The organism is Streptomyces xiaopingdaonensis, assembly GCF_000262345.1.
GTDB lineage: Bacteria > Actinomycetota > Actinomycetes > Streptomycetales > Streptomycetaceae > Streptomyces > Streptomyces xiaopingdaonensis.
The window spans coordinates 1-12,154 of record NZ_AJTQ01000120.1 but is presented as its reverse complement, the minus strand read 5'-3'; the positions used below and the strand labels follow the sequence as shown (position 1 = coordinate 12,154).

At 72.7% G+C, this 12,154-nt stretch carries 11 protein-coding genes; 5 read left to right on the top strand and 6 right to left on the bottom strand.

Annotation, left to right across the window (positions count from 1 at the left end; genetic code table 11):
* The first annotated feature begins 140 nt into the window (after window positions 1-140).
* Complete coding sequence (gene nadA, locus UWG_RS0109215) at window positions 141-1,322, top strand: quinolinate synthase NadA (protein WP_033196051.1); 1,182 nt, start codon at window positions 141-143, stop codon at window positions 1,320-1,322.
* 9 nt (window positions 1,323-1,331) lie between these two features.
* A complete protein-coding gene (locus tag UWG_RS0109210) occupies window positions 1,332-2,231 on the top strand; it encodes a GNAT family N-acetyltransferase (RefSeq protein WP_016906913.1) in 900 nt (299 codons plus the stop codon).
* A gap of 58 nt (window positions 2,232-2,289) precedes the next feature.
* Here UWG_RS0109210 and UWG_RS0109205 read toward each other — a convergent pair whose 3' ends face one another.
* From UWG_RS0109205 to UWG_RS0109185, 5 genes are all read right to left on the bottom strand, one after another.
* Window positions 2,290-5,478 (bottom strand): efflux RND transporter permease subunit, encoded by a 3,189-nt coding sequence (locus UWG_RS0109205; RefSeq protein ID WP_016906912.1) that lies wholly within the window; start codon window positions 5,476-5,478, stop codon window positions 2,290-2,292.
* 172 nt (window positions 5,479-5,650) lie between these two features.
* Window positions 5,651-6,346 carry a response regulator transcription factor gene (locus tag UWG_RS0109200; RefSeq protein WP_016906911.1) on the bottom strand — a complete coding sequence of 232 codons (696 nt, stop codon included), beginning with the start codon at window positions 6,344-6,346 and terminating at the stop codon, window positions 5,651-5,653.
* Window positions 6,347-6,348: 2 nt separating this feature from the next.
* The gene (locus UWG_RS0109195) at window positions 6,349-7,605 is read right to left on the bottom strand and encodes a sensor histidine kinase (RefSeq protein WP_016906910.1); all 1,257 of its coding nucleotides are present in this window, start codon (window positions 7,603-7,605) and stop codon (window positions 6,349-6,351) included.
* A gap of 64 nt (window positions 7,606-7,669) precedes the next feature.
* Window positions 7,670-7,948 (bottom strand): PspA-associated protein PspAA, encoded by a 279-nt coding sequence (gene pspAA, locus UWG_RS0109190; protein ID WP_016906909.1) that lies wholly within the window; start codon window positions 7,946-7,948, stop codon window positions 7,670-7,672.
* A gap of 118 nt (window positions 7,949-8,066) precedes the next feature.
* Entirely contained in the window at window positions 8,067-8,840 is a 774-nt protein-coding gene (locus tag UWG_RS0109185; protein ID WP_029391294.1) for a PspA/IM30 family protein, read from the bottom strand.
* 263 nt (window positions 8,841-9,103) lie between these two features.
* Between UWG_RS0109185 and UWG_RS0109180 the strand changes: the two genes are divergently transcribed.
* Together UWG_RS0109180 and UWG_RS0109175 are read left to right on the top strand one after the other, a co-directional pair.
* On the top strand, window positions 9,104-9,694 hold the full coding sequence (locus UWG_RS0109180) for a DUF3043 domain-containing protein (RefSeq protein ID WP_016906907.1): 591 nt from the start codon (window positions 9,104-9,106) through the stop codon (window positions 9,692-9,694).
* An 11-nt stretch (window positions 9,695-9,705) separates the two neighbouring features.
* Window positions 9,706-10,371, top strand: a complete 666-nt coding sequence (locus UWG_RS0109175; protein ID WP_033196049.1) for a methyltransferase domain-containing protein — start codon at window positions 9,706-9,708, stop codon at window positions 10,369-10,371.
* Between the two features lie 39 nt (window positions 10,372-10,410).
* On the opposite strand, the gene UWG_RS0109170 is transcribed toward UWG_RS0109175, so the two are convergent.
* Complete coding sequence (locus UWG_RS0109170) at window positions 10,411-10,629, bottom strand: hypothetical protein (protein WP_016906905.1); 219 nt, start codon at window positions 10,627-10,629, stop codon at window positions 10,411-10,413.
* Between the two features lie 136 nt (window positions 10,630-10,765).
* Between UWG_RS0109170 and UWG_RS0109165 the strand changes: the two genes are divergently transcribed.
* Window positions 10,766-11,974, top strand: coding sequence for a bifunctional adenosylcobinamide kinase/adenosylcobinamide-phosphate guanylyltransferase (locus UWG_RS0109165; protein ID WP_016906904.1), 1,209 nt, complete (start codon window positions 10,766-10,768; stop codon window positions 11,972-11,974).
* The last annotated feature ends 180 nt before the right edge of the window (window positions 11,975-12,154 follow it).

Sequence of the window (12,154 nt, the reverse complement as noted above, 5' to 3'; positions counted from 1 at the left end):
CTATCATGGATCGCGTCACTTAGACGAAAAGGGGCCATGTCACACACGCCCCTCCCGAGCCCTCAGAGTTGGCCCGCGAGACCCGTGCGGCCAGCAGACCTCACAGAGAAAGGGTGGGTGCCGTGAACACCGCCCAGCCCATGGACGTGACCCCGACCCCGCTCGCGCTGCTGCTCCTCGGGCGCGAGGCCGACCCGGCGAGCGAGCGCGGCGTCGACTGCCCCGGCGAACTGCCGGCCCCCTCAGACCCGGACCTCGTCGCCAGGGCGCGCGCCGCCAAGGAGAAGCTCGGCGAGAAGGTCTTCATCCTCGGCCACCACTACCAGCGCGACGAGGTCATCGAGTTCGCCGACGTGACGGGCGACTCCTTCAAGCTCGCGCGGGAGGCGGCGGCGCGGCCGGACGCCGAGCACATCGTCTTCTGCGGCGTCCACTTCATGGCCGAGTCGGCCGACATCCTCACCTCCGACGCGCAGCAGGTGATCCTCCCCGACCTCGCGGCCGGCTGCTCGATGGCGGACATGGCCACCGCGGAGCAGGTCGCCGAGTGCTGGGACGCGCTCTCCGACGCGGGCGTCGACGAGGCGACGGTGCCCGTCTCGTACATGAACTCCTCGGCCGACATCAAGGCGTTCACCGGGCGCCACGGCGGCACGATCTGCACGTCCTCCAACGCGCGCCGCGCCCTGGAGTGGGCCTTCGCGCAGGTCCCCGAGGGCGGCGAGGTTCCCTCGAAGGTGCTCTTTCTCCCCGACCAGCACCTCGGCCGGAACACCGCCGTCCGGGACCTCGGCATGTCCCTCGAGGACTGCGTCGTCTACAACCCGCACAAGCCCAACGGCGGCCTCACACCGGAAGAGTTGCGCAACGCGCGGATGATCCTCTGGCGCGGCCACTGCTCGGTGCACGGACGCTTCTCGCTCGACTCCGTCGAGGACGTGCGCGCCCGCATCCCCGACGTCAACGTCCTCGTCCACCCGGAGTGCAAGCACGAGGTCGTGGCCGCCGCCGACCTCGTCGGCTCGACGGAGTACATCATCAAGGCGCTCGACGCGGCGCCCGCCGGCTCGAAGTGGGCGATCGGAACCGAGCTGAACCTCGTCCGCCGGCTCGCCAACCGGTACGCGGAACAGGACAAGGAGATCGTCTTCCTCGACCGCACCGTCTGCTTCTGCTCCACGATGAACAGGATCGATCTGCCGCACCTCGTCTGGGCGTTGGAGTCGCTCGTGGAGGGCCGGACGGTCAACCGGATCAGCGTGGACGAGCAGACCGAGCACTACGCCAAGCTCGCCCTGGAGCGGATGCTGGCGCTGCCCTAGCCTCGACGCATGCTGCTGCGCCCCGTCCAGGACAGCGAGGACGACGCGGAGTTGCTCCGCTCGCTCGCCGTCGCCGCCCTCTCGCCGGGCAACGCGCTCGACGGGCAGCCGCCCACCGAAGCGGCGGCTCGCCGCCGGGCCGGGCAGTGGCGCGAGAGGGCGCGGCACCTCGTGCGCACCGACCCGGCGGGGAGTTGGATCGCCGAGGTGCACGAGGGCGGGCGCAGCCGCCCCGTGGGGGCCGCGCAGTCGGCGGTCCGTGAGGGGACGTGGGGGCTGGCGCTCCTCGCCGTCGTGCCCCGGGCCCGGGGGCGGGGCGTCGGCAAGGCGCTGTTGGAGCGCACGGGGGAGTACGGGCGCGGGTGCCTGCGCGGGATGATCCGCTGTTCGTACCATCCGGCGGCGGCCCGCAGCTACGTGCGGGCCGGCTTCGCCCTCCACCCGACGGTGCGGCTGGAGGGGACGCTCACGGCGAGCGGACGCGCTGGGCTTCCCCCGCCGGACGGCGTCGTCGAGGGGAGCGGCGAGCACCGGGACCTGCGGGACTCCGTGGACCGGCTCGTGCGCGGCGGCGCGCACGGTGCGGACCACGAGCTGCTGCTGCGGCAGAGCGCGCTCTTCGTCGCCGACGACTTCGCGGGGAGCGGGTACTGCTACGTCGACCCCGAGCGCGGCAAGGTGGAGTTGCTCGCGGCGACGTCGCGCAGGCTCGCCGTGCGGCTGCTCTCGGCGGCGCTGCTCAGCCTGCCCGAGGGGTCCCGGGCGAGCGTCCACGGTCTCACCGCTGAGCAGCAGTGGGCCCTCGACGTCGGAGTCCGTGCCGAACTGCCGTTGGAGGCAACGGGGTTCGTCTGCGTGCGGGGGATGCGGCCGCCCTCCCCTTACGTTCCGTCGGACGCCTTCCTCTGAACGACGCGGCCCCGACCCGGCGCTGTGCCGGGACGGGGCCGCGTGGGCGTCCTGCGGACTAGGCCGAACCGGCGCCCGCGGGCTGGGGCTCGCGCGGCTGCTCGTCGGGGCCGCCCTCCGGGCCGCCGTCGGACGGGCCCTGACCCCCGCCGCCCTCGCCCGAGCCAGGCTCGGACCCGGCGCGCTTCGCGGCCTTCTTCGCCGCCCTGCGCTCCTTGCGGAGCTCGACCATCGCGTAGAGCGTCGGCACGAGGAGCAGCGTGAGCAGCGTCGAGGTGATCAGGCCGCCGATCACCACCACGGCGAGCGGCTGCGAGATGAAGCCTCCGTCGCCCGTGACGGCGAGCGCCATCGGCGTCAGCGCGCAGATCGTGGCGAGCGCCGTCATGAGGATCGGCCGCAGCCGGTGCCTGCCGCCCTCGATCACGGCCTCGATCACGCCGTAGCCGCGGTCACGGTACTGGTTGACGAGGTCGATCAGCACGATGGCGTTGGTGACGACGATGCCGATGAGCATCAGCATGCCGATCATCGCCGGCACACCCATCGGCGTCCCGGTGGCGACCAGCAGCCCCACCGCACCCGTCGCCGCGAACGGGATCGACACCAGCAGGATCAACGGCTGGATCAGCGACCGGAACGTGGCGACGAGCAGCATGAAGACGATCGCGATCGCCGCGAGCATCGCGAGGCCGAGCGAGGCGAACGCCTCGTCCTGGTCCTGCGAGAGGCCGCCGATCTCCGCCGAGGCGCCGTTCGGAAGGTCCAACCCGTCGACGGCGGACTGGAGTTCCGTCGCGACCTGCCCGGTGTTCTCCGCCGTCGGCTTGGCGGTGATCGTCGCCGCGCGGGCGCCGTCGATCCGCGTCATCTGGACGGGGCCCTCGACCGTGCGCACCTCGGCGACGTCGCCGAGCTTCGCCTTGCCTACGGGCAGCTTCTTCAACTCGGCGACGGTCGTGGCCGGTTCGGAGGAGCGGACCATGATGTCCCGCTCGGTGTCCTCCAGCACGGCGGTGCCGGACTTGGTGCCGCCGATCGCCTGCGCCACGGCCTGGCCGAGCGCCGCGTCGTTGAGGCCGAACCGGGCGGCCGAGTCCTTCGCCGTGACCGAGACGCGCGGCACCGACTGCGCGAGGTCGCTGGTGACGTCGGTGACGCCGTCGAGGCCCGCGACCTCCTTGCGCACCTGCTCGGACGCCTTCGTGAGCGCGTCCCGCTCGCCCGCCTTGACGACGACGCTGAGGTCCTGGCCGCTGAAGCCGTCCCCGGCGGCGACCTTCGTCTCACCGGCCGAGGAGCCCAACCCGTCGAGTCCGTCGCGGATTCCGTCCTGGAGCGCGTCGGCGTCCGCGTCCTCGTCGAGCTTGACCTGGTAGGAGGCGTGGTTGGTGTCCGTGCCGCCGCCGAACGCCGCCATGATGCCGGAGGAGCCGACGGTGACCTGGTACTCCTCCACGCCGTCGAGGCCCTTGAGGAGCTTCTCGATCTTCTTCGCCTGGCGGTCGGCCGCGCTGAGGCTGGTGCCGGGCGCGAGCTCCTGGTCGACGGTGAGCTGCTGCTGCTCGCCCTGGTCGAAGAAGTTGGTCTTCAGCAGCGGAGCCATGCCGAAGGTGCCGAGGAGCACGGCGACGGCGATCACCAGGCTCGTGACCCGGCGCCTGGTCGCGAAGCGCAGCACGGGTACGTAGATCCGCTGAAGCCTGCTCCTCGCCTCCTGCTCCTCCGCCTTGACCTGCTGCTCCTCGGGGCTGAGCCCGCGGTGCGACGCCGGCACCCGCAGGAACCAGTACGAGAGCACGGGCACGACGGTGAGCGAGACCACCAGCGACGCGAGAAGCGCGACGGTGATGGTGAGCGAGAACCCGCCGAAGAGGGCGCCGACCATCCCGCCGACGAACGCCATCGGCAGGAAGACGGCGACGGTGGTGAGCGTCGAGGAGGTGATCGCGCCCGAGACCTCCTTGACGGCGTCGAGGATGGCGCGCTGCCGTTCCTTGCCGTAGCCGAGGTGCCGCTTGATGTTCTCCAGGACGACGATCGAGTCGTCGACGACGCGGCCGATGGCGATCGTCAGCGCGCCCAGCGTCAGCATGTTGAGCGAGAGGTCCTGCGTCCACAGCACGATGAGCGTGAGCAGCACGGAGAGCGGGATCGAGACCGCCGTCACCAGTGTCGACCGCAGCGAGAGAAGGAAGATCAGGATCACCACGACGGCGAAGACGAGGCCGAGGAGCCCCTCCGTCGTCAGCGACTCGATCGACGTCGAGACCTGCGGGCCCTGGTCGGCGACGACCGAGAGGTGCGCGCCCGCCCCCAACGCCTGCTGGAGCTCGGGGAGTTTCTCCTCGACGGACTCGGAGATGCCGACCGCGCTGGCGTCGTTGTCCATCGTCATCGCGACGGAGAGGCTGCGCTCGCCGTTGGTGCGGGTGAGCGACGTGGCGGTGTCGGAGACCTGGCGGACCGAGGCGACGTCGCCGACCGCGACCGTGTCGCCGTCCTCGCCCGGGACCTGGAGCTGCTCGATCTCCTTGAGCGAGCCGAAGCCGGAACCGACCTGCACCGTACGGTTCTTGCCGTCCTCGTTGAAGGCGCCGGCCGGCATCGAGGCGCCGCCGGCCTCCAGAGCCTTGGAGAGGTCGGCGGGGGTGAGCTGCGCCCGCGCGAGCTCGGCGTCGTCGGGCGTGACGGCGACGACCTGGTCCTGCACGCCGTCGACGGTGACCTGCCCGACGCCGTCGATCTCCTTCAACTCCGGTACCACGGCGGTGTCCAGGGCCTTGCCGAGCGCCTGCTGGTCCTTGGTCTCGGAGGTGGCGGCGAGCACGACCGTCGGGATGTCGTCGGTGCCGCCCGAGACGACCTGCGGGTCGACGCCCTCGGGGAGCTGCGCACGCGCCCGGTTGACGGCCTTCTCGATGTCGGAGGCGACCTGTTCCGAGCGGTCGCCGTAGTCGAACTGGGCCATCACGACGGCCGAGCCCTCGCTCGCCGTCGCGGTGACGCCCGTGACGCCGTCGACGCCCTGGATGCCGTCCTCGAGCGGTTCGACGACCTGCTTCTCGACGACGTCGGGCGAGGCGCCCTGGTACGGCGCGATCACCGACACCATGGGCAGGTCGATGGACGGCAGAAGCTGCTGCTTGAGCTGCGGGATGGCGATGGCGCCGAAGGCGACGGCGACCACGGCCATCAGCGCTATCAGCCCCCGCTGCACGAGGCTGATTCTGGACAGCCAGGTCATGTGCGGCTGGCCCTCTCTCGGGGTTCGGGTTCGGTCTCGCGCGGCAACGACGCCGCACGCGGGCGCAGTTGAGCGCCCCCTACACCCTCCACCATCGCCGCGGCGGGACAGTCCGCCCTCGGTGCCCTTCTTGCAGCGGCCATGTACTACCAGCGCAGTACCGCGCTCCGCCCTACCGCCGCGGGCTGACGAGTCCGCTCTCGTACGCGGCGACGACGAGCTGCGCGCGGTCGCGCACGCCCAACTTGGCCATGGCGCGGTTGACATGGGTCTTCACCGTCAGCGGCGAGACCGTGAGGCGGGCGGCGATCTCGTCGTTGGAGAGGCCGCCCGCGACGAGGACGAGCACCTCCCTCTCCCGCACCGTCAGTGCCTGGAGCGACGCCGCGTTCCAGCGCTCCTCCCCTCCCGCCTCGACGTGCGGCACCGACGGGTGGGGGCTCTGCGAAAGGAAGCGCTCGATGAGCCCCTTCGTCGCCGACGGCGAGAGCAGCGCCTCGCCGCGCGCCGCCGTGCGTACGGCGGCGAGGAGTTCGGCGGGCTCGGCCCCTTTGCCGAGGAACCCCGAGGCGCCGGCGCGCAGCGCCTGCACGACGTAGTCGTCCGCCTCGAAGGTGGTGAGGACGACGACCTTGACCTCGGCCAGGTCCGGATCCGCGCTGATCTCCCGCGTCGCCGCGAAGCCGTCGGTGCCCGGCATGCGGATGTCCATCAGGACGACGTCAGCGCCGCGCTCGCGCACCAGCGCCACCGCCTCGGCGCCGTCGGCCGCCTCTCCGACGACCTCCATGTCCTCCTCCGAATCGACGAGGACGCGGAAGGCGCTGCGCAGCAGCGCCTGGTCGTCGGCGAGTACGACGCGGATCATCGTCAGTGCACCTCCGGTGCGTGCGCGGCGCCTTCGAGCGGCAGCCGGACGTGGACGCGGAACCCGGTGTGCGGCAGCGGTCCCGTCTCGCAGCTCCCACCGAGCGCGGCCGCGCGCTCCCGCATCCCGACGAGCCCGTGCCCGCCGCCCTCCTCGCCCGCGACCGCGGTGGCCGGCGCGCCCGCGCCGTCGTCCTCGACGGTGACCTCGACGGCTCCGTCGGCGGCCGCTATGCGGACCTCGGCGCGGGCGCCGCTGCCCGCGTGCTTCTGCACGTTGGTGAGCGCCTCCTGCGCGACGCGGTACGCGGTGAGGTCGACGGCCGAGGGCAGGGGGCCGCTCTCGCCGCGGGACGCGGGGGCCTCCGTAAGGTCGATCTCGACGTCGACGTGGAGACCGGCGCGGCGGAACCCGTCGACGAGGTCGTCGAGGACGTCGAGCCCCGGCGTCGGCTCCGTCGGTGCGCGGCTCTCGCCTGACTGGCGCAACAGGCCCACCGTCGCCTGGAGTTCGCCGAGCGCGTGCCGGCTCGCCTCGCGTACCTGGGAGAGCGCCTGCTTCGCCTGGTCCGGGCGGCTCTCCATGACGTGCGAGGCGACGCCCGCCTGCACGTTGACGAGCGCGATGTGGTGCGCGACGACGTCGTGGAGCTCCCTGGCTATCCGCATCCGCTCCTCCGCGACCCGGTGCCGCGCCTCCTCCTCCCGCGTCCGCTCGGCCCGCTCGGCCCGCTCCCTGATCGCGTCGACGAACGCCCGGCGGCTGCGCACCGCGTCGCCCGCCGCGACCGCCAGCCCCGTCCAGGCGAGCATGCCGAGGTTCTCCTGCATGTACCAGGGACGCGGCCCGAAGAGCAGCGTCCCGACCGTGAGCACGCCGACCGTCCAGGCGCCGACGCGCAGACTCGTCGCGCGGTCCGTGCGGTTGGCGACCGTGTACAGCGAGACGGCGGCGGCGAGGAAGACCGGCGCGAGGTGCTCGGCGCCCGCATCGCTCCGCGCGTCGAGGACGAGCGCGAGAGTGGCGACGAGCGTGGTGACGCAGAGCACCCGGAGCGGGGCACGGCGCCGCAGCAGCAGGGCGGCCGAGGCGAACGCCGCGAGCACGACCGAGGCGGCGCCCACCTCGCGCTCGCCGAACCGGGGCTTGCCGTCCGGGCCGTGGGGCTCCGTCGCCGCGCCGAGCAGGATCGCGACGAAGACCACCGTCGCGAGGAGCGCGTCCACGGCGAGCGGATGCGCCCGCAGCCACCGGCGCACGGACGCAAGCGGTGCGCCTGCGTTCTGCGGAGTGGTCACGGAAGAGGCGTACGGCGGGCGGCGGTCAGCCGGGGATGAGTCCGTCGTCGCTGAGCAGCTCGCGCACCTCGTCGAGGCTCGCCTCGGGGGACGGGAGGATCAGCTCGGACGGTTCGAGGGCGTCGTCGGGGAGCGGGGCGCCGAGGCGGCGCACGGCGTCGAGCAGCGCCTGGAGGGTACGGCGGAACCCCGGGCCGTCGCCCGTCTCCATCTCCTCCAGGAGTTCGTCGTCCAGCTTGTTGAGCTCGGCGAAGTGGCTGTCGTCCAGCTTCACCTGGCCCTCCCCCATGATCCGTACGATCACGTCGGGTCTCCTTCTCGCGCGGGGCCCTCGGGGCCTTGCCGGGTCGGTCCGCTGCGGCCTGCTCCGGCCGCGCGGGAGGTGGGCGGGGTGCGGCCCGGGAGGCGGGCCGCCCGGTGCCTCACTGCTTGTCGAACTTCGGGCTCTCCTGCTGGCCGCCCTCGATCGCCTGCTGACCGCCGCCGCTGTCGCCGCCGGCGAGCTCCGACTTCATCCGCTGGAGTTCGAGTTCGACGTCCGAGCCGCCGGAGATGCGGTCGAGCTCGGCGGTGAGGTCGTCCTTCGCCGTGCCCGTCTGGTCGTCGAGGGCGCCGGAGGCGAGGAGCTCGTCGATGGCTCCCGAACGGGCCTGCATCTGTGCCGTCTTGTCCTCGGCGCGCTGGACGGCCATGCCGACGTCGCCCATCTCCTCGGAGATGCCGGAGAACGCCTCGCCGATCTGCGTCTGCGCCTGGGCCGCCGTGTAAGTGGCCTTGATCGTCTCCTTCTTGGTGCGGAAGGCGTCGACCTTCGCCTGGAGGCGCTGCGCGGCGAGGGTGAGCTTCTGCTCCTCGCCCTGGAGCGTCTCGTGCTGGGTCTGGAGGTCGGTCACCTGCTGCTGGAGGGCCGCACGACGGGAGAGCGCCTCCCGTGCCAGGTCCTCGCGGCCGAGCGAGAGCGCCTTCTTCCCCTGCTCCTCCAGCTTCCCCGACTGCTGCTCCAGCTGGCTCAGTTGGAGCTCGAGGCGCTTGCGCGAGGTGGCGACGTCGGCGACGCCGCGGCGGACCTTCTGGAGCAGCTCGAGCTGCTTCTGGTACGAGTAATCGAGCGTCTCGCGAGGGTCCTCGGCCCGATCCAGGGCCTTGTTGGCCTTCGAACGGAAGATCATCCCCATACGCTTCATGACACCGCTCATGGGCCTCTAGCGCCCCCTTCGTAACGACTCGACTGACCGACTCGACGCCTCAGCACATCTACTGGGACCCAAGGGTACGGGTCCCCTTTCCATTACCGCACCGTCCGGGCCCTGATCGGCTCCTCCTTGAGGACGATCAACCGCGTGCACGTCAGGCGCGGGGAGTAGCCGCACCGCGCAGCGTCGGCCGCTGCACACGGTGTTGCCGGATCGTGCCCTTATGCAGTCGGGAGGCGTCGCGCGGCACACCGTACCCTTGTCGTGTGTTCCGAAGCCGTACGAAAGAAGGGCAGGTCTCGACGCCCGTCGACGCCGAGCCCACGCAGCCCCGTGACCCGGAGGCCCCGAAGGGTCGCCCCACGCCGAAGCGCAACGAGGCCCAGCCGCAGCGCAGGTCGCTGACGAAGGCGCCGGCCAACCGCAAGGACGCCGCACGCCGCCAGAAGGAGGCGCGCAGGGTGGCCCTCGCCAAGCAGCGGGAGGCGCTCGCCAACGGTGACGAGCGGTACCTGCCCGCCCGCGACAAGGGCCCCGTGCGCCGGTTCGCGCGGGACTTCGTCGACTCCCGCTGGACGGTCGCCGAGCTCTTCCTGCCGATCGCCGTGGTCATCCTCGTCCTGAGCATGATGCCGTCGATGCAGTTGAGGAACATCTCGCTGCTGCTGTGGCTCTTCGTGATCGTGCTGATCGTGATCGACTCGGTCGGCATCGCGATCCGCCTCAAGCGCCGGCTGCGCGAGAAGTACCCCGACGAGCCGAAGCGCGGCGCCGTCGCCTACGCGCTGATGCGGACCCTCCAGCTCCGCCGGATGCGCCTGCCCAAGCCGCAGGTCGCTCGCGGCGAACGGCCCTGATCCGGCAGGAGCTGGTCGCCCGGCAGCTCGACGCGCAGATCGCGGCCCACTTCGAGGTGGGTCGCAGGCTGCGGGTGCTAGACGTCGGGCTCGGCCACGGGACGCAGGCGCTCCGCCTTGCCCGTGCCGGACACCGGGTGACCGGCCTGGAGAGCGATCCGGAGCGGCTCGCGCAGGTGGAGAGCGCCGTGTCGGCGGAACCCGAGGGGATACGCGAGCGGTTCCGCACGCTCGCGGCCGGCGGTCAGGACACGGGCGCCCACTTCCTGCCCGGCACCTTCGACCTCGTCCTCTGCCACGACGCGCTGCCGCTGGAGACCGACCCGTCGACCACGCTCGCGGGTCTGGCCCGCGTCCTCGACTCGGGCGGCCTGCTGTCGCTGGTGGTGGCGAACTCCCTCGCCGCGCCGATCCCGCACGCACGCGCCGGCCGGTGGGACGCCGCGCTCGCCGAATTCGACGGCCGGGACCGGCCGCTCCTCGGCGCCGCGGAGCTGGAGTCGCTGCTGGAGAGGATCGGCACGCCGGTGGAGAACTGGTTCGGTGTGCAGATCTTCGCAGCGGAGGACGACCCGGCCGACGACGAGCGGCTGCTCGCCGTCGAGGAACGCGCCGGGCGCACGGAGCCGTACCGCAGGCTCGCGGGACGGCTCCACCTCTGCGCCGTACGCGGATGACGCACGGCTCGTGCCCGCGCACGGGCACGGGCCGTGCGGTCAGCCCTCGGCCGCCTGCTCGGCGTGGAGGCTCATCGGTCCGTAGACGGTCGTGCCGTCCTCCGCGAGCACCACTTGGTCGGCACCGCCCTCGAGGAGATCGCGCCATGCCTCACCGAGCCACGACTCGGCGTCGCCCTGGGTAGTGAACTCCTCGGGCTCCACGGCCGGTTCGACCTCGGTGCCGTCGGTCTTCTCGAACCGCCACGTCCATGCCATCGGTGCCTCCCCGCACTCTGCGATACGTGCTGCCCGCAGCCTAAGCGCTCCCCGGGGTGCGGCGCCGGTACCCCGAGCGCACAGCGAAAGAGGGGCCCGGCGCGCACGGGCCCGGCCGGCAGGGGACGATCGGAGCGTGGAACTCACACTCCTCGGCACCGCGGCTCCCGAGGGCCTGCCCCGCGCCGACTGCCCCTGCGCCAACTGCTCGACGGCCGTGGGGGCGGAGACGAGGGCGGCGACCTCGCTGCTCGTCGACGGCACGCTGCTGCTGGACCTCACACCGGGACCTGCGTTCGCCGCCGCGCGGGCCGGCCACTCGCTCACCGGCGTACGGCAGGTGCTGCTCTCGCACCCGCACGAAGGGCCCGCGCTCGGAGTGCCCGCCGGGCTGCCGGCGCCGGTACGCGTGCCGGACGGGCAGGACCTCGCGCTGATCAGCGGCCACCGGGTGCGCGCCGTCGCGCTCGACTCGCCCGGCACCGGCTACCTGGTGACGGGGCCCGAGGGCGCCCGGCTGCTCTACCTCCCGCCGGGTGCGGCTCCGGCCGCGCCGGCGGAGCAGGAGGTCGGCGAGTGCGAGGCCGCGGTGCTCGACGTCGTGGGGCGGCCCGACGCGCTGGCGCGGTTGCGGGAGGCGGGCCTCGTCGGCGCCTCGACGGACGTGCTCGCCGTCCACCTCGACGACACGGTGCCGCCCGGGCGCGAACTCCACCGGCGCCTCGTCGCCGCGGGGGCGCGCGCGGTGCCCGACGGCACGACCGTCACCGTCGGCGCGTATCCCTGGGACCCCGAAGCGCCCGGGGTGCCGCGGCGGACGCTGGTCCTCGGCGGGGCGCGCTCCGGCAAGTCGGTCGAGGCCGAGCGACGGCTCGCGGCGTGGCCGGACGTCGTCTACGTCGCCACCGCGGGGAGCAGGTCCGACGACACGGACTGGGCGAGCCGCATCGCCGCGCACCGCGAGCGCCGCCCTTCGAGTTGGCGCACGGAGGAGACGTACGACCTGGTGCCGCTGCTGGAGGCCGAGGGGCCGCCGCTGCTCGTCGACTGCCTCTCGCTGTGGCTGACGCGCACGATGGACGAGATCGGCGCCTGGGACGACTCGCTCTGGGCCAAGCGCGGCAAGGCCGAACTCGGCGCGCGCCGCGAGGAGTTGGTCGCCGCGCTGCGCGGGACGCGGCGCACCGTCGTCAACGTCAGCAACGAGACGGGGCAGGGCGTCGTGCCCGCGAGCCCCTCGGGGCGGCGGTTCCGCGACGAGCTGGGGCGGCTCAACGCCGCCGTGGCGGGTGAGTCGGAGCACGTGCTGCTGGTGGTGGCCGGGCTCCCCACGGTCCTGCGCTGACGCGCCAACACCCGCACCGGTGCCGGTGGTTGGCCGCAGCGCACGGCGAGCGGCGGCGGGGCGGAACACGGGAGGCGTGCAGCGGCTACGCTCACTCCCCATGAGCGACGGCACCAGTGACCACGGACTCCACCTCGACGAGTTCTCCGACCTCATCGAGCGCCCGGGCGGCGGCCTGCG